The 21173-nt window shown below is 68.1% G+C and carries 19 protein-coding genes; 11 read left to right on the forward strand and 8 right to left on the reverse strand.

The features are described 5' to 3' along the window. Positions 1–8: 8 nt before the first annotated feature. Together RXV90_RS03810 and RXV90_RS03815 are read right to left on the reverse strand one after the other, a co-directional pair. Positions 9–1511 carry a mitofilin family membrane protein gene (locus RXV90_RS03810; RefSeq protein ID WP_316646977.1) on the reverse strand — a complete coding sequence of 501 codons (1503 nt, stop codon included), beginning with the start codon at positions 1509–1511 and terminating at the stop codon, positions 9–11. Positions 1512–1586: 75 nt separating this feature from the next. Further along, positions 1587–2363, reverse strand: coding sequence for a uroporphyrinogen-III synthase (locus RXV90_RS03815; protein WP_316646980.1), 777 nt, complete (start codon positions 2361–2363; stop codon positions 1587–1589). Between RXV90_RS03815 and tsaD the strand changes: the two genes are divergently transcribed. Genes tsaD through RXV90_RS03830 form a run of 3 tightly spaced genes read left to right on the forward strand, consistent with a single transcriptional unit; the run spans position 2362 to position 4843 of the window. Continuing rightward, on the forward strand, positions 2362–3453 hold the full coding sequence (gene tsaD / locus RXV90_RS03820) for a tRNA (adenosine(37)-N6)-threonylcarbamoyltransferase complex transferase subunit TsaD (protein ID WP_316646982.1): 1092 nt from the start codon (positions 2362–2364) through the stop codon (positions 3451–3453). The two genes, RXV90_RS03815 and tsaD, sit on opposite strands and share 2 nt — an antisense overlap. Further along, positions 3450–4412 carry an NAD(P)H-dependent glycerol-3-phosphate dehydrogenase gene (locus tag RXV90_RS03825; protein ID WP_316646984.1) on the forward strand — a complete coding sequence of 321 codons (963 nt, stop codon included), beginning with the start codon at positions 3450–3452 and terminating at the stop codon, positions 4410–4412. The genes tsaD and RXV90_RS03825 overlap by 4 nt, the downstream gene beginning before the upstream one ends. A 17-nt stretch (positions 4413–4429) precedes the next feature. Next, positions 4430–4843 carry an EVE domain-containing protein gene (locus RXV90_RS03830; protein WP_316646986.1) on the forward strand — a complete coding sequence of 138 codons (414 nt, stop codon included), beginning with the start codon at positions 4430–4432 and terminating at the stop codon, positions 4841–4843. A gap of 10 nt (positions 4844–4853) precedes the next feature. Here the strand turns inward: RXV90_RS03830 and RXV90_RS03835 are convergent, their stop codons facing one another. From RXV90_RS03835 to RXV90_RS03845, 3 genes are all read right to left on the reverse strand, one after another. After that, positions 4854–5207 (reverse strand): DUF2853 family protein, encoded by a 354-nt coding sequence (locus tag RXV90_RS03835; RefSeq protein WP_316646988.1) that lies wholly within the window; start codon positions 5205–5207, stop codon positions 4854–4856. Between the two features lie 138 nt (positions 5208–5345). Continuing rightward, positions 5346–6734, reverse strand: coding sequence for an adenosylhomocysteinase (ahcY, locus tag RXV90_RS03840; RefSeq protein ID WP_316646989.1), 1389 nt, complete (start codon positions 6732–6734; stop codon positions 5346–5348). Positions 6735–6807: 73 nt separating this feature from the next. Next, a complete protein-coding gene (locus RXV90_RS03845; RefSeq protein WP_316646991.1) occupies positions 6808–7017 on the reverse strand; it encodes a hypothetical protein in 210 nt (69 codons plus the stop codon). A 306-nt stretch (positions 7018–7323) separates the two neighbouring features. Here RXV90_RS03845 and RXV90_RS03850 point away from each other — a divergent pair, with 306 nt between their 5' ends. Continuing rightward, on the forward strand, positions 7324–7920 hold the full coding sequence (locus RXV90_RS03850; protein ID WP_316646993.1) for an HD family hydrolase: 597 nt from the start codon (positions 7324–7326) through the stop codon (positions 7918–7920). On the opposite strand, the gene RXV90_RS03855 is transcribed toward RXV90_RS03850, so the two are convergent. The 3 genes from RXV90_RS03855 to RXV90_RS03865 all read right to left on the reverse strand — a co-directional run bounded on the left by RXV90_RS03855 (position 7917) and on the right by RXV90_RS03865 (position 9550). After that, entirely contained in the window at positions 7917–8309 is a 393-nt protein-coding gene (locus tag RXV90_RS03855) for a hypothetical protein (RefSeq protein WP_316646994.1), read from the reverse strand. The genes RXV90_RS03850 and RXV90_RS03855 overlap by 4 nt on opposite strands. After that, a complete protein-coding gene (locus tag RXV90_RS03860; RefSeq protein WP_316646996.1) occupies positions 8306–8860 on the reverse strand; it encodes an ActR/PrrA/RegA family redox response regulator transcription factor in 555 nt (184 codons plus the stop codon). The genes RXV90_RS03855 and RXV90_RS03860 overlap by 4 nt, the downstream gene beginning before the upstream one ends. A gap of 66 nt (positions 8861–8926) precedes the next feature. Beyond that, positions 8927–9550, reverse strand: coding sequence for an SCO family protein (locus RXV90_RS03865; protein ID WP_316646998.1), 624 nt, complete (start codon positions 9548–9550; stop codon positions 8927–8929). 81 nt (positions 9551–9631) lie between these two features. On the opposite strand from RXV90_RS03865, the gene regB reads away from it, so the two are divergent. The 7 genes from regB to addA all read left to right on the forward strand — a co-directional run bounded on the left by regB (position 9632) and on the right by addA (position 21167). Further along, a complete protein-coding gene (regB, locus tag RXV90_RS03870; RefSeq protein ID WP_316646999.1) occupies positions 9632–11029 on the forward strand; it encodes a sensor histidine kinase RegB in 1398 nt (465 codons plus the stop codon). Positions 11030–11152: 123 nt separating this feature from the next. Then, positions 11153–12682: a PAS-domain containing protein gene (locus RXV90_RS03875; RefSeq protein ID WP_316647000.1), complete on the forward strand. Its 1530-nt coding sequence runs from the start codon at positions 11153–11155 to the stop codon at positions 12680–12682. A gap of 42 nt (positions 12683–12724) precedes the next feature. Then, a complete protein-coding gene (tsaE, locus tag RXV90_RS03880) occupies positions 12725–13231 on the forward strand; it encodes a tRNA (adenosine(37)-N6)-threonylcarbamoyltransferase complex ATPase subunit type 1 TsaE (protein ID WP_316647001.1) in 507 nt (168 codons plus the stop codon). Then, on the forward strand, positions 13228–14220 hold the full coding sequence (locus RXV90_RS03885; RefSeq protein ID WP_316647002.1) for an aminoglycoside phosphotransferase family protein: 993 nt from the start codon (positions 13228–13230) through the stop codon (positions 14218–14220). Before tsaE ends, RXV90_RS03885 begins: the two co-directional genes overlap by 4 nt. After that, complete coding sequence (locus tag RXV90_RS03890) at positions 14199–14882, forward strand: nucleotidyltransferase family protein (protein WP_316647003.1); 684 nt, start codon at positions 14199–14201, stop codon at positions 14880–14882. Before RXV90_RS03885 ends, RXV90_RS03890 begins: the two co-directional genes overlap by 22 nt. Beyond that, positions 14869–17808 (forward strand): PD-(D/E)XK nuclease family protein, encoded by a 2940-nt coding sequence (locus RXV90_RS03895; RefSeq protein ID WP_316647004.1) that lies wholly within the window; start codon positions 14869–14871, stop codon positions 17806–17808. The genes RXV90_RS03890 and RXV90_RS03895 overlap by 14 nt, the downstream gene beginning before the upstream one ends. Continuing rightward, on the forward strand, positions 17805–21167 hold the full coding sequence (gene addA, locus RXV90_RS03900; protein ID WP_316647005.1) for a double-strand break repair helicase AddA: 3363 nt from the start codon (positions 17805–17807) through the stop codon (positions 21165–21167). Before RXV90_RS03895 ends, addA begins: the two co-directional genes overlap by 4 nt. The last annotated feature ends 6 nt before the right edge of the window (positions 21168–21173 follow it).

Raw genomic sequence — 21173 nt, forward strand, 5'->3', positions numbered from 1 at the left:
GGCCCCCTTTAATTCGTATTGAGGCTGGAGGAGAGCTCGGAAGCGGCCTGCAAAGCTTCGAGACGGGTGTTGGCGAGGGCGATCCAGTCGGACAGGCTTTCCTGCCCCGCTTGCGGAAGACCCCCGACCTCGGCAAGGGCGGTGTCGAGATCGCCGGCGCGGAGCGCGGCCTCGACGCGGGAGAGGACCGCATCGGGATCGTCGCCCTCGCGCGGGGTGAGCGACCGGACGCCGGACTGGACGCGGAGGAAGGCCGTCAGGCGATCCAGCGGGGCCTCGCCCGTATCGGAGCGGATCGACGCCTCGAGCGCGGTGCGGGCCGCGTCGGGGAAGGCCTGCTGGATGTCGGAGAGCGTGGGAACGCCCGCATCGGCGGAGCCCGCAAGGCCGGGGGGGACGTCGACCTCGGCGATTTCGCGCACCGATGCCAGGGGTTCGGCATAGGGCCCGCCATTCTGGAGCGCGCCGGTGACCTGGGCCCAGGCGCCGCGCAGGACGGCGGCCTGTTCTTCACTGAACGCCTCTTCCGAGATGCGGGTGGCTTCCTGCCGGGCTTCGGTGATTTCGGTCTGGGCATTCGAGATGGCGGCGTTGAGCTGATCGCGGAATTCCGACAGGGCGGCGTCGAATTCATCGGCCTCGATCCCCGTGGCGGTGGGGCGCATGGCGATGGTTTCGACCCGTTCGGAGAGGGCGGAGAGCTGGCCCGAAAGCTCGTCGAGCCGGGTGGCGAGGGCCTGGGCCTCGGCCGAGACCGGCGCGACGGCGTCGCTGGCGATCTGGCCGGGATCGACGGCTTCGAGGGTTTCGATTCGGGCGGCCTGGCCGGCGATGCCACTTTCGAGCTCGGCAATGGCCGCCGCGTTATCCTCGGGCGAGAGGGCATCCGCGGTGCGCCGGTCATGCATGATGTTCGAGGCGACGAAGCCGAAGAAGGCGGCGATTGCGCCGCCCAGAAGCAGCGGGACGACGGCGGCATAGGCCGGTTTTTCGTTCGCGTTGGCCGGAACGGGCGCGGGCGGCGGCGCGGGTTTCGCGTCTTCGGCGGTGTCGGACGTACTTTCATCGTCCGGGCGATCGTCGGGGGCGTCGGTGCTTTCCGCCACGGCGGCCTCTTCGACGATTTCGCCGGTGGTTTCCTCGGGCGTGTCGCCGTCGTTCGACGGGGCCTTTTCACCCTCGGACGGGTTCGCGTCTTCGGTTGCCTCAGCTTCGGCGGATACCTCTTCGCTGGGTTCCGGGGCGTCTTCCGGGACGGGTGGTTCCGCCTCTTCCCCCGCCTCGGCCGGTGTTTCGGCAGTATCGTCCCTTCCCGGTACGTCGGCGGGTGCGTCGTCGCCCTGCCCTTCCCCGGTGCCCGGCGGCGGCGTTTCCGACACGATTTCCGCGTCTTCTATCTCGCTGGATGCCGCGTCGTCGCGTGCGGCTTCTGTCGCCTCGTCGAGCCGGTCCGTGGCGTCGGACGCGGCCTCATCGGCGTCGGGCTTGGAGTTCTTGGGCTTTCGGGCCAAGGCAGCAGCACCTCTCAACATTCGGGCGGTGACCGGAGCGCACGGTCCCGCATCCCCTAGACTGCCCGGTGACGCTCAGGAACGCGAGTCGGAATCTAATACCCGTCGCGTCAGGTCAAGCATTGCGGCGGCCGTCGGTTCCGCCGCGATGGCGCATTGGGCGGCGGGGCGCGTCCAGGCGGCGGCGGTTCGGGCGCTGATCGCGACGATATGGGGCACGATATCGGCAGGAAGCGCCCGGGCGAGGAGATCGGCGCTGCGCGGCGAGAAAAGCGGGGCGATCACGCGGGCGGCGGCGGCGGCGCGGGTGGCGATGGCCGGATCGAGGGGGCGTTCTTCCTGATCGTAGACGACATGTTCGGCGACGGTGCGCCCCTGCCCTTCCAGCGCCTGCACGAGATCGTGGCTGACGTTCCGGCCGCGCAGGTAGAACAGCGGGCCAACGGGGCGGTCGCGGGCGACGAGGCGGACGAGATCTTCCGCTGTTCCCGAGGCCGAAACCGTGGTGAAGCCCGCGGCCCGCGCCGCTTCCGCCGTGGCGTCGCCCACGCAATAGGCGCGCTGCCCGGCGGCATCGGCCACACGGGGCGGCGCGTGGCGCGAGGTGAAGAGCACGACGGCATCGGGGGCGAGTGTGACCGGATCGCCCAGAGGCACGATTTCCTGCAGCGGGGACGTCAGGATTTCGGCCCCCGCCCCGGCGAGGCCGGCGGCGAAGGCGCCCGAGGATGCTTCGGGCCGGGTCAGCAGGATGACCGTGCCGGGCCCGGTCATCCCGGGCATTGCGGATTGTATTTCGCCATGGGCGAGTGGTAATCCGCCGTGCCACCACATTGCAACAGACCAGCCCATGACCGCGCCCTTCCGGATCCTCGGAATCGAAAGCACCTGCGACGACACCGCTGCCGCCGTGGTGCAATCGGGTGCGCCGGGGGCGCGCATCCTGTCGTCGGTCGTGGTCGGGCAGGACAGCCTGCACGCGGCCTTCGGCGGCGTGGTGCCCGAGATCGCCGCGCGGGCGCATTCCGAGCGGTTGGAGGATGTGACGCGGCGGGCGCTTGACGAGGCCGGTGTCGGGCTGGACAGGATCGACGCGGTGGCCGTGTCGGCGGGGCCCGGGCTGATCGGGGGCGTTCTGTCGGGGGTGATGTTCGCGAAGGGCATCGCGGCGGGCCGCGATCTGCCGATCCTGGGGGTGAACCACCTGGCGGGCCATGCGCTGACCCCGCGGCTGACCGATGACGCGGCGTTTCCCTATCTGATGCTGCTGATCAGCGGGGGGCATTGCCAGTTCCTGATCGCCGAGGATGCGGACCGGTTTCGCCGGCTGGGCGGGACGATCGACGATGCGCCGGGCGAGGCCTTCGACAAGACCGCGCGGATCCTTGGGCTGGGCCAGCCCGGCGGCCCTGCGATCGAGGCGGCGGCGGGCGATGGCGACCCGGCGGCGCACCGCTTTCCCCGCCCGCTTCTGGACCGGGAGGGATGTGACCTGTCGTTTTCCGGGCTGAAGACCGCCGTCCTGCGGGCGCGGGATCAGGCGATGGTGGAGGGCACGCTGGCGCGGCGCGATGTGAGCGATATCGCGGCGTCGTTTCAGGCCGCCGTCACCGAGACGCTGTTGGAGAAATCGCGGCGGGCCCTTGCGGCCTACATGGCCTTGTCGCCCGCCGATCCGGTTTTCGCCGTGGCCGGTGGGGTGGCGGCGAACAAGGCGATTCGGGCTGGATTAGAGACTGTTTCCGCCGATGCGGGGGTGCGGTTCATCGCCCCGCCGTTGGCGCTTTGCACCGACAATGCGGCGATGATCGGATGGGCGGGGCTTGAGCTTCACCGGCGCGGGCATCGCGATACGCTGGACTTCGCGGCGCGGCCGCGCTGGCCGCTGGATGCCACGGCCGGGGGCATGCTCGGCTCGGGCAAGAAAGGACCGAAGGCATGACTGTTGCGGTGATCGGGGCGGGGGCGTTCGGCACGGCGCTGGCCGCGGCGCTGGCCCGGGACGGTGGGCCCGTGGTGCTTTGGGGCCGCGATGCGAAGGCCATGGCCGAGGTTGCGGAGACGCGGGTGAACGCGGGGTACCTGCCCGGAGTCGTGCTGCCTGAGGCGGTGACGGTGACGGCGGATCTGGCCGTGGCCGATGCGGAAGTTGTGCTTCTGGCCGTACCCGCGCAGCAGACGAGAGGGTTCTGGGAGGCGCATGGGCCGAAGCTTTCCGCAGGCACGGTGATCGCCTGTGCGAAAGGGATCGACCTGACCACGGGGCTTGGCCCGGCGCAGACGATAGCCTCTGCCGCACCGGAACGTGCGGTGGGCATCCTAACGGGGCCGAGTTTCGCAGATGAGCTGGGCGCCGGGCTTCCCACCGCGCTGACGCTGGCGATGGAGGATGCGGACCGGGCGGAAGCGGTGTGCCATGCGCTGAGCCGGACCGGATTAAGGCTCTATCACAGCGCAGATGTGATCGGGGCGGAGCTTGGCGGCGCGCTGAAGAACGTGGTCGCGCTGGCCGCCGGGATATGTATCGGTGCGGGTTTCGGCGAAAATGCGCGGGCAGCGGTGATCGCGCGGGGCTTTGCCGAGATGGGGCGGCTGGCCGAGGCGCTGGGCGGGCAGCGCGAGACGCTTGCGGGCCTGTCGGGGCTTGGCGATCTTGTGCTGACGGCGATGTCGGAGAAATCGCGCAACACCCGCACCGGGATCGCGATCGGGCGCGGGCAGGAGATCGACGCGTCGATTACCGTCGAGGGGATCGCCACCGCGCGGGCCGTTGCCGCGGCGGCGACGCGGCGGGCGCTGTCGCTGCCGGTGATGTCGGCCGTGGCGGGGATCGTGGACGGGCGGCTGACTGTCGAGGCCGCGAAGGATACGCTTCTGGCGCGGCCGCTGAAGCAGGAATGAGGGAAGGAGACGCCACGATGCGCTATTGGCTGTTCAAATCGGAGCCGTCGACCTGGAGCTGGGATGATCAGGTGGCGAAGGGCGATGCCGGAGAGGAATGGGACGGGGTGCGGAATTACCAGGCCCGGAACAACATGCGCGAGATGAAGGTAGGCGACCGGGGGTTTTTCTATCACTCGCAGACCGAGAAGGCGATCGTGGGGATCGTCGAGGTGATTGCCGAAAGCCATCCCGACAGCACCACCGATGACGAACGCTGGGAGTGCGTGGACATCAAGGCGGTGCAGGCGTTCGGGACGCCCGTGACGCTGGAGATGTGCAAGGGGGAGCCGCGGCTGGAAGACATGGTTCTGGTGAACAACACGCGGCTGTCGGTGCAGCCGGTGAGCGCGGCGGAATGGAAGCTGATTTGCAGGATGGGCGGCGTTTGAGGCGCGGGGTTCAGGGCGCGGCGGCGAAGACCTGATCTTCCCGCCCGAAATGGCGGGTAAGGAGGTAGTAGAGGACGGCGCGGTGCTTCGGATCGTCCGGCGCGCCGTATTCCGACAGCGCGACCTCGATCGTATCGTCAAGTTCGGGCCCATCGCGGAGGGCGAGTTTGCGGATCAGGAAGTTTTCCCTCACCTGGGCAAGATCCGCCTCTGAATCAGGGTCTATTACGGCCGTTTTCGCGTTGTAGATAAGCGGTCCGCAGCCCAGGACGACGGCTTCCAGCAAGGCGGGATCGGGCGTGACCCCGCATTTTTCGCGGAGTTCGCGGGCGTAGAGATCGGTCAGCTCTGCGCGGCGGCCCATGGTTGGCGATCCCCGTTCGGTTGCGGGGCGGAGTGTAGTCGCGCGCGGCGGTTCGGGCAATCTTGACGGCAGGCGAAACGGAACGGGCCGCGCGCTTGAGGCAAGCACGCGGCCCGTCTTTCGTGACCGGACGTGCGATCAGTAGCGGTAGTGTTCGGGCTTGAACGGCCCCTCGGGTGTCACGCCGATGTACTTGGCCTGATCCCCGGACAGTTTCGTCAGCTTGGCGCCGATCCGGCTCAGGTGCAGCGCCGCGACCTTTTCGTCGAGGTGCTTGGGCAGGATGTAGACCTTGTTTTCGTATTCGTCGCCCTTCGTCCAGAGCTCGATCTGGGCGAGCACCTGGTTGGTGAAGGAGGCCGACATCACGAAGGACGGGTGGCCGGTGGCGTTGCCGAGGTTCAAAAGGCGGCCTTCGGAGAGGAGGATGATGCGGTTGCCCGAGGGCATTTCGATCATATCCACCTGTTCCTTGATGTTCGTCCACTTGTGGTTCTTCAGGTTCGCGACCTGAATTTCGTTGTCGAAGTGGCCGATGTTGCCGACGATGGCCATATCCTTCATCTCGCGCATATGCTCGATGCGGATGACGTCCTTGTTGCCGGTGGTGGTGATGAAGATGTCGGCAGTGGCGACCTCATCCTCGAGCAGCGTGACTTCGTAGCCGTCCATGGCGGCTTGGAGGGCGCAAATCGGGTCTACTTCAGTGACTTTCACGCGCGCGCCGGCGCCGCGAAGCGAGGCGGCGGAGCCTTTGCCCACGTCGCCATAGCCGCAGACGACGGCGACCTTGCCGGCCATCATCGTATCGGTGGCGCGGCGGATGCCGTCAACGAGCGATTCCTTGCAGCCGTACTTATTGTCGAATTTCGACTTTGTGACGCTGTCGTTCACGTTGATCGCGGGGAAGGGCAGCTGGCCGTCGCGGACAAGCTGGTAGAGCCGGTTGACGCCGGTCGTCGTTTCCTCGCTGACGCCGCGGATCTGGTCGCGGATCTTTGTGAACCAGCCCGGGCTTTCCTTCATCCGCTTCTGGATCTGGGCCTTGATGACCGCTTCCTCTTCCGAGCCGGGCACGGGGATGATGTCTTCCCCCGCCTCGGCGCGGGCGCCGAGAAGCACGTAAAGCGTCGCGTCCCCGCCATCGTCGAGGATCATGTTGGGGCCGTCTTCGAACAGGAACGACTTGTCGAGGTAATCCCAGTGCTCTTCCAGGGTCTGGCCCTTGATCGCGAAGACCGGCGTGCCGCCTTCGGCGATCGCCGCCGCCGCGTGATCCTGCGTCGAGAAGATGTTGCACGATGCCCAGCGCACGTCGGCGCCCAGGGCAACGAGGGTTTCGATCAAGACGGCCGTCTGGATCGTCATGTGAAGCGAGCCGACGATGCGCGCGCCCTTCAGCGGCTGCGCCTTCCCGTATTCCTCGCGAAGGGCCATAAGGCCCGGCATTTCCGTTTCGGCGATATCAAGCTCTTTACGGCCGAACGCGGCCAGCGAGATATCCTTAACGATATAGTCCTTCGGCATTGTGACGCCCTGTTCCACGGATATGAGTCAATCCGGGCGGACTTAGCACCCCGAAGGTGAAGGGACAACAAAACTAACCGGGAATTCCTGCCGGTGTTTCCGGAAGCGCCGTGCGCCAGTCGGTGCCCGCCGCCATCACGCAGGCCATGCCGTTCGGCATGGTCATCAGGATGGTCCAGGTGCCGCTTTCGTCGGATTTCCAGACTTCGAAGATGCTTTCGGAATTGCGAAGGCCGCCGCCGGCGAAGGTTTCGCCGTAATTCTTTGTCAGGCGGTCCGTCACGATGGCACGTTCAGCGCAATTGTTCTGAGCGTGGGAACTGACAGGAGTCATCATGGCTGCTGCCGAAAGTACTGCCGATAGTGCGCGCATAGGGATCTCCTTTCCGCGGCCCGACCGTCAGGCCGCCTTAGCGCCTTGAGCTCTCCCTGATCTGCGTGTTTCTTGTGGTCGTACTTCTGAGATACGTGCGAACCGGCAATTTTCCATTAATGCGCGCTGGCACGTGATCACTCGTGAAGGATCGTAGCACGATTGCTACGTTACGCAGGAAAACGCTCATATTTTGGGCAAGATGTGGAGGATACCGTGTCCAGAAAGCCTCGGGCCTGGCAGCGCATGCTTTCGGGGCGGCGGCTGGATCTTCTGGATCCGACGCCGGTGGATGTCGAGATCGAGGATATCGCCCACGGCCTTGCTTTCGTGGCCCGCTGGAACGGTCAGACGCGGGGCGATTTTCCGTATTCGGTGGCCGAGCATTCGCTTCTGGTGGAGGATCTTTTCGGCCGGCAGAACCGCAATATGCCGACAAAGTGGCGGCTGGCGGCGCTTTTGCACGATGCCCCGGAATACGTGATCGGGGATATGATCAGCCCCGTGAAGGCGGCGGTGGGGCCGGGATATGCCGAGCTGGACGCCCGGCTTTCAGGGGCCATTCACCTGCGTTTCGGGCTTCCCGCCGCGCTGCCCCAGCAGGTGAAGCGGGCGATCAAGCGGGCGGATCGCGTGTCGGCCTGGCTGGAGGCGGTGCAGATCGCGGGGTTTTCGGAAGCGGAGGCGGACCGGTTCTTCGGCAAGCTCGACCGGGCGCTGGTGACGGGGATCAGGATCGCGCCGCGCCCGCCGGTGGAGGTGCGCGCCTCGTACATGGAGCGGCACGCGGCGCTGATGCGCGAGATCGGCTAGCTTGTGGCGCAGCGCTGGCCCGCGGCGGCGACGGGCGGAGGGGTGGCCCAGAGGCGGGCGTCGGGCGGGGCCTCGTAGCCCGCGAAGGCGCCGCCCCGGAAGTGAAGCGTCAGGCCATCGGCCCAGCGCACCGTCTGCCAGCCCGGGGCGCAGCCGGGGCTGGCGGATGCGGGCGCTGTGCCGGAAAGGCGCGTGACGGCGGCGACGGCCCCGTCGATATGGCGGCCGAAGCCGATTTCGAGGCCGGTGCCGTGGACGGCGAGCCCGGTGGAGGAGGGGGCCGCCCAGCCCGCGCGGGCCGGCGGCGTCGCCGGAACAGTCGCGCAGGCGGACAGAAGCCCGGCAACTGCGAGAAGCGAGGCGGGGCAAAGCGAGGCGGCGCGGATCACCGGGGGCTGCGTTTCGCGAGGATGCGCTGAAGCGTGCGGCGGTGCATGTTGAGCCGCCGCGCGGTTTCCGAGACGTTCCGGTCGCAGAGTTCGTAGACCCGCTGGATGTGTTCCCAGCGCACGCGGTCGGCGGACATCGGATTTTCCGGCGGTGGCGGAAGCTCATCCGAGCGGGCCAGGAGCGCGTCGGTCACGTCATTGGCGTCGGCGGGTTTCGAGAGGTAATCGGTGGCCCCGATCTTCACCGCCGCCACGGCGGTGGCGATGGCGCCGTAGCCCGTGAGGACGACAACGCGGCTGTCGGGGCGTTTTTCGCGGATCACCTCGACCACGTCGAGCCCGTTGCCATCCTCGAGCCTGAGATCGATCACCGCGTAGGCCGGGGGCCGCGACAGGGCGATGGCCCGCCCGGCGGCGACGCTTTCGGCGGTTTCCACCTCGAAGCCGCGCTTTTCCATGGCGCGTGCCAGGCGTTTCAGAAACGGTTCGTCATCATCCACGATCAGAAGCGACGGGTCGCTTCCGATATCACGGTCTGGGCCGTCCGACATTCAGGTATCCTTTTCCCTCGTTCCACCGGGACGATAGGGCGGCACCGGGGGGCGGTCAAACACCCATCACGCGGCGTCGAGGAAGCAGGCCGTGCGCGTCGCGATATCCTCTGCCGTGGCGTCGCGGCGGAAGAACTCCACGAACCCGTGTTCGGGCAGCATGAGGTAGGTGAAGGTGGAGTGATCGACGAGGTAATAGTCGGGATCGCCCTCGTTGATGCGGGCATAGGCCTTGTAGGCGGCAATGGCGGCATCGACCTGTTCTTCGGACCCGGTGAGGCCGATCATGCCGTCATGGATGTTCGAGGTGAAATCGGCGAGCACCTCGGGTGTGTCGCGGCCCGGATCGACGGAGATGAAGACCGGGCGCACATCGTGGCCCATGCCGGACAGGAGATCGACGGCATCGGCATTGCGCACCGTGTCGAGCGGGCAGACATCGGGGCAGAAGGTGTAGCCGAAATAGACCAGGGCGGGTTTGTCGAGCACATCGGCCTCGGTCACCGTTTCGCCGGTTTGCGAAACCAGCGTGAACGGCCCGCCGATTTCGGCCGCGCCGCCCGCGATCTTGGTCGTGCGGCAGGGATCGAAGCGATCGCCCCCGCCCACCAGCGCCATGTACCCGACCGTTCCCAGCCCCGCCACGGCCACCACGGCGGCGCCGATTGCGATAAGCGCCGTTTTATCCATCCGTCACCCGCAATTGATTGTTGCATTCCCTGACCGTTACCTAGGAACTGATAACCGCATTTGCGAAGCATCGAGATCACAATGGCGAACCCGACCGCAGGACTTTTTGACGCAAGTCATCGCGTGAACTGGGTGCGCCTCAGAACGCTGATCGTTCTGCGCTGGATCGCGATCGCGGGCCAGCTTGCGGCGATCACGGTGGCGCAGCGGCTGTTCGACCTGGACCTTGAGCTGGGGCTGGCCTTCCTTGCGATCGGGGCGTCGATCACCGCGAACCTGATCGCGATCTTCGTTTATCCCGAGAACAAGCGGCTTACGGAAGTCGAGGCGGCGATGCACCTGGTGTTCGACATCGTGCAGCTGTCGTTCCTTCTGTACCTGACCGGCGGGCTTCACAATCCCTTCGCGCTTCTGATGCTTGTGCCGGTTACCGTGTCGGCCATGGCGCTGCGGGCGAAAACGACGGTGGCGATCGGGGGGCTGGCGATCGTGCTGGTGACGCTTCTGGCCGAGTTGCATGTGCCCTTGCGCACGGATGCGGGCGTGCTGATGCGGTTGCCCGCGGTGTTCGTCCTGGGGTTCTGGGTGGCGATCGTGATCGGGGTGATCTTTCTGTCCGCCTTCGCGCAGCGGGTGACATCGGAGGTTTACACCATGTCGGACGCGCTGGCCGCGACGCAGATGGCGCTGGCGCGGGAACAGAAGCTGACCGATCTGGGCGGCGTCGTCGCGGCGGCGGCGCATGAGCTTGGCACGCCGCTGGCCACGATCAAGCTGGTGAGTTCGGAGCTGATCGAGGAACTGGCCGACCGGCCCGAGCTTCGCGAGGATGCGGAGCTGGTGCGCGAACAGGCGGACAGGTGCCGCGATATCCTTCGGTCGATGGGCCGGGCGGGGAAGGATGACCTTCACCTCAAGCAAAGCCCGCTGGCCGCGGTGGTGCGGGAGGCCGCGGAACCCCATGAAGACCGGGGCATCAGGATCAACTACGACGTGGCGCCGATCGAGGGGGCGGGCAGCCGGCAGCCGGTGATCCAGCGGCGGCCCGAGATCATTCACGGGCTGCGCAACCTCATTCAGAACGCCGTGGATTTCGCGAAGGAAGACATCTGGATCGATATCCACTGGGACGAAACTTCGATCATGGTGCGGATCATCGATGACGGGAAAGGGTTTCCCGCAAGCGTGCTGGGGCGGATCGGAGACCCCTATATCACCTCGCGCCCCGGAGGCATGTCGGGTGTGGCGCGGCCGGGTTACGAAGGTATGGGGCTTGGCCTGTTCATCGCGAAGACGCTTCTGGAACGGTCGGGCGCCGAGCTTGGCTTTGCGAATGGAAGCGACCCGTTCCTGGACGAGGCGCCCGGCGGCGAGCGGAGCGGGGCGATCGTCGACGCGACCTGGCCGCGCGCGATGATCGAAGTCGAGTCGCTGTCGGAGACAACGGGGCTTGGGCGAAACGTGCCGATCGACACCTGAGCCGCCGAAGTGTCAACTCTGTACGTTAACCGGATGTTAATCTTTGTTGACAATACTCTAACGCGGGAAATCCGGTGACGACACGTGCTTGCGATACACGCGGGGCTGCTACCCGTGCTCTTTGTGGCCAGTCTTACAAGCCTTTCGGCTTGCCTGATCGGATTCCTGATCACCTACAAGGCGCGGTTCGGCCGTGCCCCGTCCGAAGCGGCGGGGCCCGCGCGGATCTTTCTGTTCGACGGGGCCGATCTTGTCGACGCGACGCCGGGCGCGCATGATCTGATCGCCCGTGCAAGCCGGACCGGGACAGACTGGGACCGGCTGATGGGCGTTCTGTCCCCGCATTTTCCGAACCTCGCCGCGCTTCTTATGACGCTGGACGAGGCGCGGTTTCTTGACACCCGTTCGACGGCCGGGCGCGAGCACCTGACGGCGGAATTCGTGGAGGACCGGGTGCGTGTGACGCTGAGCGACGGGGCCGCGGTCGACGGGCGTGTCTCGCTTGACGCGATGGTCTTCCGCTCAATGCTGAGAGAGCTGGAGACGGTGCGCTCGACCGTGGACGGGGCGCAGTTCCTGGCCTGGCGCGAGCGGGCGGATGGCGAGCTTCTGTGGTCGAACCGGGCCTATCGCGAGATGCGGCGCACCCATGTCGGGGCGAAGGCGCTGGCGGACACGCCCCGGGCGCCCCTCTTCGACAGGGCGGAGCTGCGGCAGGCCCTGATGCAGGAGGGATCGCGCCGGATCCGGCCGATTGCCGCGCCGATGAAGGACGAGGCGGCGGAATGGTTCGACTGTTCGGGCCGGACGGTCGGCAGTGACCGGATCTTTTTCGCGATGCCGATCGATTCGGCGGTTCGGGCCGAGCTTCAACTGCGGGATTTCATGCAGACGCTGACCAACACGTTTTCGCACCTGACGACGGGGCTTGCGGTGTTCGGCCGGGACCGGCGGCTTGCGCTGTTCAACCCGGCGCTTGCGGATCTGACCGGGTTGCCGATCCCGTTTCTGACGACGCGGCCGTCGCTTTTCAGCCTGCTCGACCAGCTTCGCGAACGGCGGATGATCCCGGAGCCCAAGGATTACGGATCCTGGCGGCGGCAGATCGCGGATCTGGAGGCGGCCTCGCTGGACGGCACCTATACGGAGACCTGGCAACTGGCGGATGGCCGGACATTCCGCGTTTCGGGCCGGCCGCATCACAACGGGGCGCTTGCGCTTCTTTTGGAAGACATCAGTTCGGAAATGGCGCTGACCCGGCGGTTCCGGTCGGAGATCGAGCTTGGGCAGGCGGTGATCGACCATTTCGACGAGGCGGTGGCCGTCTTTTCCTCGGACGGGGGCCTGTCGCTGGTGAACAAGGCCTATCAGACGCTGTGGGGGACGAACCTTCTGGACAGGGTGAGCGCGCCCAGCGTGACGGACTTGTCGCGGGTGTGGATGAGCCGGGGCGCCTCGCCGCTTTGGGGCGAGATCCGGGATTTCGTGATGCATTCGCGGGAGCGCACTGAGTGGTCGGGGCGGGTGAATCTTGCCGACGGCACAGCGCTTGTCTGCCGCGTGGTGCCCATCGCCGCGGGATCGACCATGGTGCGGTTCCGGGAGGAGCTGGACGAGAATTCCGCGCCCGAGATCGCATCGCGCATCGCGTGATCGGCCCTTGCGGGCCCCCGGCTCTGCCGTCATTTTCCCGGTGTGGCGCAGCGAACCCATATCGAGCTTTCCCTGCCTGACGAAGACGCGACCCGGAGGGTGGCGGAGCGTCTGGCGCCGTTGCTGGACGTCGGTGACGTTCTGCTTCTGTCGGGCGAGATCGGGGCGGGGAAGACCGCGTTCGCGCGCGCGCTGATCCAGGCGCGGCTTCGCCCGGCCGGGCGGCTTGAGGATGTGCCCTCGCCGACCTTCACGCTCATCCAAACCTATGACGACGGGGTGGCCGAGATCGTGCATGCCGATCTTTACCGTCTGGGCGCGCTGGGGGAGACCGACGAACTTGGGCTGGAGGAGGCGTTCGACACGGCGATCTGCCTTGTGGAGTGGCCAGACCGGCTGGAAGGGACGGCGCCGGGGCGGGCCTTGTCGCTGGATTTCGCCCTGACCGAGACGGAAGGGGCGCGGTGGCTGGTGCTGGACGGCGCCGCGGATGTGTGGGGCGGGCGGCTTCAACAGATCGCGGCGCTTCAGGAGGCGGTGGCGTCGTGAGTGGCAAGGGCGCCTTTCTCGCCGCCCGTGGCTGGGCCGGGGCGGAGGCCGCGGCACTGGCCGGCGATGCCTCGCGCCGGTCTTACGAGCGGCTGGTGCGGGAGGACGGGGCGCGCGCCGTTCTGATGATCGCGCCCCCGGCCTCGGGCGAGGATACCGCGCCTTTCGTGGCGGTTGCCGGGCATCTCGAGCGTTGCGGGCTTGGCGCGCCGAAGATCTATGGCGCCGACCGGGAGGCGGGGTTCCTGCTTCTGGAGGATTTCGGCGATGCGCTGTTTGCGCGGGTCGCGGAGGCGACGCCCGCGCTTGAGCCTGAGATGTACCGGGCGGCGGCGGATGTGCTGATCCGGCTTCACGACCATCCCCTGCCAGAGGATGTGCCCGCCTATGACAGTGCGGCGCTGATCGAGGCGGCGCTTCTGGCCGTCACGTGGTATGCGGGCGAGGGCGCGGAGGGCGGCGGGCTGGCCGCGCGGCTGGCCGACGCGATTGCGGCGCTTGACGGGGTGACGCGGGTTCTGGCGCTGAGGGATTATCACGCGGAGAACCTGATCTGGCTTCCGGACCGGCCCGATATCCTGCGCGTCGGGCTGCTGGATTTCCAGGACGCGATGGCGGGGCATGCGGCCTATGATCTTGTTTCGCTGTTGCAGGATGCGCGGCGGGATGTGGACCCGGAGGTGTCGGAGGCGACGTTCCGCCATTTCCTTGACCGGTCGAGGCATGGGGCGGAGGCGTTCGGGCTGGCCTATGCGACGCTGGGCGCCCAGCGCAACCTGCGCATCCTCGGGGTGTTCGCCCGGCTGTGCCTGAGGGATGAGAAGCCGCAGTACCTGCGCCTGATCCCGCGCGTCTGGGGGCATCTGGAGGCGGCGCTGTCGCATCCGAAGCTTTCGGCGCTTCGGGCGGAGGTGATGCGTGTTCTGCCTGCCCCGGATGCCACTCACCTTGGATCGCTGGAGGCGCGATGCGGCCAGATGCGGCCATGATCTTCTGTGCCGGGTTCGGCACGCGGATGGGGGCGCTGACCGCGGACCTGCCGAAACCGCTGTTGCGGGTCGGGGGTGAGACGCTGTTCGACCGGATGCACGGGCTGGCGCGCAAGGCGGGAATCGGGCGCGTCGTCATCAATGCCCATTACCGCGCCGAGGCGATGGAGGCGCATGTCGCCGGGATGGATATCGCGGTGTCGCGGGAGGCGCCGGAGATCCTTGAGACCGGGGGCGGGCTGAAGGCCGCGCTGCCGCTTCTTGGGGAGGGGCCGGTTTATACCGCCAATCCCGATGTCGTATGGGCGGGGCCGAACCCATTCGAGATCGTCGCCGGGGCGTGGGCGGAGGATATCGACGCGCTTCTTCTCTGTGTGCCAGTCGCCCGGGCGATCGGGCGGGAGACGGGGGATTTCGCGGAGACGGCTGACGGGAGCCTCCGGCGGCAGGGGCCGGTGATCTATGGGGGGATGCAGATCATCCGGCCCGGGGTTGTGGCCCGGATGGCGGAGGAGCGGTTTTCCCTGAACCTCGTATGGGATGCGCTGATGGCGGAGGGGCGCGTGCGTTATTCGCTTTATCCCGGGTGGTGGTGCGATGTGGGCACGCCGGAGGGGATCGGGCAGGCGGAACAGCTGATCGAAGACCATGCCGGCGCTTGAGGGAGGGGCCCGGATTTACGGGACACCGCCCGGGGCCGATCTGCCCCGGATCCTCGTGGAAGCGCTTGTCGCCAGGAAAGACGATGCGCCCGAGGGGCTGGCGCGCACGACGCTTCTTCTGAACACCCGGCGGCTTGAAAGGCGGGTGAGGGCGCTGTTCGATGGCCACGCGCCGCTTCTTCTGCCGCGGATCGATCTTGTCACCGACCTTGCGCACCTGACGGGCCTTGCCCCGGGGGGAACCGACCTGCGGCGGTTTCTGAGCCTCGCGCAGGTGCTGGACGAGACGCTGGCGCGGATCCCCGACCTCGCCCATCCGGCGGCGGCGGTGGACCTGGCGCAGAGTATCGGCGCGCTTCTGGACGAGATGGCCGTCGAGCGGGTGGCGATCGAGGCGCTGGAGGATGTGGCGCTTGAGAACCAGTCGGAACACTGGGACAGGAACCGCCGGCTTCTGGGGGCGATCGGGGCCTATCTGGCCGCCGATCCGGCGCTGGGGGGCGCGGCGGCGCGCAATCGGGAGGCGACCGACCGGCTGATCGCCGCGTGGCGGGTCGCGCCGCCCCGGTACCCGGTGATCCTTGCCGGATCGACCGGATCGCGGGGCACCACGTTCGATCTTATGTGCGCGGTGGCGGGTTTGCCGCAAGGGGCGGTCATCCTGCCCGGGTTCGATTTCGATCTGCCCGCGTCGACATGGGACGCGCTGAGGGCGGACCGGTTCGACCCGGTGGAGGACCATCCGCAATACCGCTTCGCGCGGCTTCTGAGCGCGCTGGATATGTCGCCCGACGCGGTGCGCCCGCTTGGCGACGTTGCCGAGGGGGGGGGGCGGCGGGCGCTTGTTTCGCTTTGCCTGCGGCCCGCGCCGGTGACCGATGCCTGGCTGGCGGAGGGGCCGGGCCTTGGGGATCTGGCCGCAGCCGTCGATGGCGTGACGCTTCTGGAGGCGGCGACGCTTCGGGACGAGGCGGAGGCGATCGCGCTGTGTCTTCGCGGCGTGGTGGAGGAAGGGAAGACGGGGGCCGTCATCACCTCGAACCGGGTGCTGACGCGCCGGATCGCAGCGGCGCTGGACCGCTGGGGGATCGTGCCGGATGACAGCGCGGGCGAACCCTTGGGGCAGACGCCGCCGGGGCGGCTTGTCTTGCAGGTGGCGGAATTGCGCGGGGCACCAGTGGCGGCGGAAGAGCTTGTGGCGCTGCTGAAGCATCCGCTGGTGGCGGTCGGCGAAGGGCGCGGGGCGCATCTGCGGCTGACGCGGGAACTGGAACTGTGGCTGAGGGGGGAGGCGGTTCCCTTCGTCGACGGGGCCGTTCTGGAGCAGTGGATCGCAGGAACGGCGCGCGAGGATGCGGGCGGCTGGGCGGCGTGGCTGGGCGGGATCTTCGCCGGGCTCGGCCCCGGGCCCGCGCCGGTTTCGGAGCATGCCGCGCGCACGCTGGCGACCTGCGGGACACTGGCCGCCGGGCCGGCGGAGGCGGCGGCTGGCGCGCCGGAGTGGGAGGACGAGGCGGGGCTTGCCACGCTTTCCGTGCTTGACAGCCTGCGGGCCGAAAGCGCGCCCGATCATATCGTGGGGGCCGATGGCTGGCGGCGACTGGCCGAAGCCGCGATCCGCGCGAAGGACGTGCGCGAGGCGGTGATCACCGATCCGCGCGTGATGATCTGGGGGCCGCTGGAGGCGCGGGTGCATGGGGCGGATGTGGTGGTGCTGGCCGGTCTGAACGAGGGGACATGGCCCGAGGCGCCGTCGCCCGACCCCTGGCTGAACCGGCCGATGCGGCGGGCGCTTGGGCTTTTGTCGCCGGAACGGTCGGTCGGGCTGGCCGCGCATGACTTTCAGAGTGCGGTGACGACGGGCGAGGTGGTTCTGAGCCGCGCGGTGCAGGAGGACGGGGCGGTGACCGTGCCGTCGCGGTGGCTGAGCCGGATGACGAACCTGCTTCAGGGCCTGCCTGAGACGGGAGGCGAGGAGGCGCTTTCGGAGATGCGGGCGCGGGGCGAGACCTGGCTCGCCCGGGTGAGGGAGATGCGGCGGGTCGCGCCGGTATCGCCGGAGCCCCGGCCCGCACCGCGCCCGCCGGTGGAGGTGCGGCCCAAGCGGCTTCCCGTCACCGCGATCCAGCGGCTGATCCGGGATCCTTATGCGGTTTATGCCCGCTATGTGCTGCGGCTGAGGCCCGTGGGCCCGTTGCGCCAGATCTCGGACCCGGCCTTGCGCGGGCAGATCCTGCACGAGATCTTCGACCGCTTCACGCGCGAAGCCCGCCGCGAAAGCGCGGGGGCAGAGGAGGCCCGGCTTCTGACCCTGTCGCACGAGGTTCTGGAGGCGCGGGTGCCCTGGCCCGCCGCACGGCGGCTTTGGCACGCGCGGATCGGGCGGATTGCCGAAGCCTTCGTGGCCTGGGATCTGGACCAGCGGGCAAGGCGGGCGGCGGTGATATTGGAGACCAAGGGACAGGTGACGATCCCGGAGATCGCGTTCAACCTTGAAGGGCGGGCGGACCGGATCACCACCTTCGTCGACGGCACGCTTGAAGTGGTGGATTTCAAGACGGGGAAGGCGCCGACGCGCAAGGAGATCGAGCATTTCGACCGGCAACTTGTGCTTGAGGCGCTGATTGCCGAGGCAGGCGGGTTTCGAGACGTGCCCGCCGCGCCCGTGGCCTCGGTCGCGCATATCGGGCTGAGCCCCGAGTTCGCGCTTTCGGTGCATGGGATCGGGGATGGGGACGAACTGTTCGACCTGGGCGAGGTGCGGCGGGGGCTGATCACGCTGATCGCCGCCTATCAGCGGGAGGACCAGGGTTATGCCGCGCGGCGGGCGATGGCGTCGGTGCGGTTCGAGGGCGATTACGATCACCTCGCCCGGCTTGGGGAATGGGATGACGAGGCCCGGCCTGTGCCGGTGACGCTGAGATGACCGGGCCCGATCCCGCCACGCTTGCGCAGATCCGCGCCGCCGACCCCGCCGGATCGACCTGGCTTTCGGCAAATGCCGGATCGGGGAAGACGCGGGTGCTGACCGACCGGGTGGCGCGGCTTCTTCTGGATCTGGTGCCGCCGCAGAACATCCTGTGCCTGACCTTCACGAAGGCCGCCGCCGGGGAGATGCAGAACCGGCTTTTCGCGCGGCTGGGCGGGTGGTCGATGCTGCCGGATGCCGATCTGGAGGCGGAGCTGGATCGGCTTGGCTATGCCGGCGAACGGGATCTTCAGCGGGCGCGGACGCTGTTTGCGCGGGCGATCGAAACCCCCGGCGGGCTGAAGATACAGACGATCCATTCCTTCTGTGCCGCCGTGCTGCGCCAGTTTCCGCTGGAAGCGGGGGTAACGCCCGGGTTTCGGGAGCTTGACGAGCGGACGCAGGGGCATCTGATCGAGGCGGCGCTGGACCGGGTGGCGGAGGGCGACCCGGAGCGCGCAGTGTCGCGTCTGGCCGCGCTGGCGCCGACCGTCGATATCGCCGCGCTGGCAGCGGAGATCGTGCGGCGGCGGGAGTATTTCGCCGATGCGCCGGAGGAGGCGGGCTTGCGCCGGGCCTGCGGCGCGCCTTCGGAGGCCGGGTGGCTGGCGCTGTGCGATGCGGCGCGGCTGGATGCAGGGGTGGCGGGGCGGCTTCTGACGGCGCTCGCCGGAGGCAGCCCGAACGATCAGAAGGCGGCGGCGGCGTTTCAGGATATCGCGCTTGATGCGCCCGATCCGGTGCGCGATCTGCCGGTGCTGGAAAAGCTCCTGCTCTATGGGCCGAAAGCCAAGGCGGGGCCCTTTTCAGCGAAGATCGGCGCTTTTCCCACGAAGGATACCCAAAAGGCGCTTGGGCCCGACATGGATGCGATCGAAGCGTTCATGGGGGCCGTCGAGGCGGCGCGGCCCGCGCGGCTGGCCCGGCACCTTTTCGACCGGACGCGCGCCTTGCATGCCTTCGCCGCACCGCTTCTTGCGGAGTATGCCGAGGAAAAGCGCGCGCGCGGGATGGTGGATTTCGACGACCTGATCCACCTGACCCGCAGGCTTCTGGCGGAACGGACGACGTCGGACTGGGTGCGCTTCAAGCTGGATGGCCGGATCGATCACGTGCTGGTGGACGAGGCGCAGGATACGAGCCCGAGCCAGTGGGCGGTGATCGAGAGCCTGGTGGAGGAGTTCGGATCGGGAGAGGGCGCGCGCGATCTGCACCGCACGCTCTTCGTCGTGGGGGACAAGAAACAGTCGATCTATTCGTTTCAGGGCGCGGATGCGCGGGGGTTCGACACGAAGCGGCAGAGCTTTTCGGAGCGGTTGCGCCCGGCGGGGGGGCTGTCGTCGCGGGAGCTGCTTTATTCGTTCCGGTCGTCGCCCGCGATCCTGCGCGCCGTCGACACGGTTTCGTCCGGTACGAGCCTTGCGGATGGCACGGGCAGCCTGCACCGGGCCTATTTCTCGGGCCTGCCGGGGCGAGTGGACCTTTGGCCGCTGGTGGAGCCCGAGGACACGCCGGAGGAGGCGCCCTGGTTCGATCCGGTGGACCGGATTGCGCCGAACCATCCCGCGCAGCGGCTGGCGGAGGGCATCGCGGAGTGGATCCGCGGCCTCGTGACCGATCCCGCGGCGGTCATCCCCACGAGCGATGGCGGGGCGCGGCGGATCACCGAAGGCGATTTCCTGATCCTCGTGCAGGGGCGGACCGGGACGGGGGGCCTTTTCAACCGGCTGATCATGGCCTGCAAGGCGCGCGGGCTGAGGGTGGCGGGGGCGGACCGCATGAAGATCCGGTCCGAGCTTGCGGTGAAGGATCTTCTGGCGCTTCTGTCCTTCCTCGCCCTTCCGGAGGACGATCTTTCGCTGGCGGCCGCGCTGCGCTCCCCCCTGTTCGGGTGGTCGGAGCAGGATCTGTTCACGGCAGCGCATGGGCGGGGGGGCCGCTATCTCTGGCAGGTGCTGCGGGAGCGCGCGGATCATGCGGAGACGATGGCCGCGCTTGATGATCTGCGGCGCGCGGCGGATTTTTCCCGGCCCTACGAGATTCTCGAACGCATCCTCGGGCGGCATGGCGGACGGGCGAAGCTTGTCGCGCGGCTGGGCGAGGAAGTGGAGGACGGGATCGACGAGCTCTTGCGGCAGGCGCTTGACTATGAGCGCGCGGCGGTGCCGTCGCTGACCGGGTTTCTGACCTGGCTGGAAGGAGAGGACCTGGAGGTCAAGCGTTCGTCGGAGGGGGCCGGCGGGCAGATCCAGGTGATGACCGTGCACGGGGCGAAGGGGCTGGAACGGCCGATCGTCATCCTGCCCGACACGATGCGCAGGGAAGAGCGTGTGCGGGACGAGATCTTGCCCGATGCAACCGGCGTGCCGCTGTGGCGGCCCGGAAGCGAGGACGTGCCGGACGCGATGCGCGTGACGCTGGAGGATGCGAAGGCGGCGGCGCGGGAGGAACGCGACCGGCTTCTTTACGTGGCGATGACACGGGCGGAAACCTGGCTGGTGGTGGCCGGAGCCGGGGAAGCCGCGAAGCGGGACGGTACGTGGTACGGCCATGTCGAAACGGCGCTGGGAGAGATCGGGGCGGCGGAGATCGATGGCATTCGTCGGTTCGAAAGCGATGGCTGGCCGGAGGTGGCGACGACGGCAGAGACGGAGGCGCCGGGGGCGGAGGTGACGCTGCCCGACTGGGTGGCACGCGCGCCGGTGCCCGCGCCGGAGGCGGACGAGGCCCTGTCGCCGTCGGACCTTGGCGGGACGAAGGTTCTGCCCGACGAGGCCGTCGAACCCGGGGCGCTTGACGCCGCGCTGAAGCGGGGGCGGCAGATCCACCTTCTTCTGGAGCACCTGCCCGGGGTTCCGGCGGCGGAGCGGGGGGCGCGGGCCGTGGCGCTTCTTGCCCTGGGCGTCGATGCGGCATCGGAGGAGGAAGCCGCGGGGTTTGCGGCCGAGGTCGGGCGGATCCTCGATGCGCCTGCGCTGGCGTCGGTTTTTGGGGAAGGGGCGCTTGCGGAAGTTCCGTTCACGGCGCGGCCCGCGGCCCTTGGCGGGCGGCAGGTCAGGGGTGCGATCGACCGGCTTGTCTTTGCCGAAGACGGGCTTCTTGCCGTCGATTTCAAGACGAACCGGATCGTTCCCGAGACCCCCGGCGAGGTGCCCGAGGGCCTGCTTCGCCAGTTGGGCGCCTATGTGGCAGCGCTTTCGGAGATCTATCCGGGCCGGCCAGTCCGGCCCGCGATCCTGTGGACGGCGAATGCCACCCTGATGGTGCTTCCCAACGATATCGTGATGGAGGCCCTGGGGCGTGCGGCTACATCTTGACGTTCC

The organism is Ovoidimarina sediminis (assembly GCF_032586175.1).
Lineage (GTDB): Bacteria > Pseudomonadota > Alphaproteobacteria > Rhodobacterales > Rhodobacteraceae > Ovoidimarina > Ovoidimarina sediminis.

Coding starts and splice junctions, on each gene's coding strand:
- tsaD (WP_316646982.1), top strand. CDS start 2,362: ATGACCGCGCCCTTCCGGATCCTCGGAATCGAAAGCACCTGCGACGAC.
- RXV90_RS03815 (WP_316646980.1), bottom strand. CDS start 2,363: ATGGGCTGGTCTGTTGCAATGTGGTGGCACGGCGGATTACCACTCGCC.
- RXV90_RS03825 (WP_316646984.1), top strand. CDS start 3,450: ATGACTGTTGCGGTGATCGGGGCGGGGGCGTTCGGCACGGCGCTGGCC.
- RXV90_RS03830 (WP_316646986.1), top strand. CDS start 4,430: ATGCGCTATTGGCTGTTCAAATCGGAGCCGTCGACCTGGAGCTGGGAT.
- RXV90_RS03835 (WP_316646988.1), bottom strand. CDS start 5,207: ATGGGCCGCCGCGCAGAGCTGACCGATCTCTACGCCCGCGAACTCCGC.
- ahcY (WP_316646989.1), bottom strand. CDS start 6,734: ATGCCGAAGGACTATATCGTTAAGGATATCTCGCTGGCCGCGTTCGGC.
- RXV90_RS03860 (WP_316646996.1), bottom strand. CDS start 8,860: ATGTCGGACGGCCCAGACCGTGATATCGGAAGCGACCCGTCGCTTCTG.
- RXV90_RS03865 (WP_316646998.1), bottom strand. CDS start 9,550: ATGGATAAAACGGCGCTTATCGCAATCGGCGCCGCCGTGGTGGCCGTG.
- regB (WP_316646999.1), top strand. CDS start 9,632: ATGGCGAACCCGACCGCAGGACTTTTTGACGCAAGTCATCGCGTGAAC.
- RXV90_RS03890 (WP_316647003.1), top strand. CDS start 14,199: ATGCGGCCAGATGCGGCCATGATCTTCTGTGCCGGGTTCGGCACGCGG.
- RXV90_RS03895 (WP_316647004.1), top strand. CDS start 14,869: ATGCCGGCGCTTGAGGGAGGGGCCCGGATTTACGGGACACCGCCCGGG.
- addA (WP_316647005.1), top strand. CDS start 17,805: ATGACCGGGCCCGATCCCGCCACGCTTGCGCAGATCCGCGCCGCCGAC.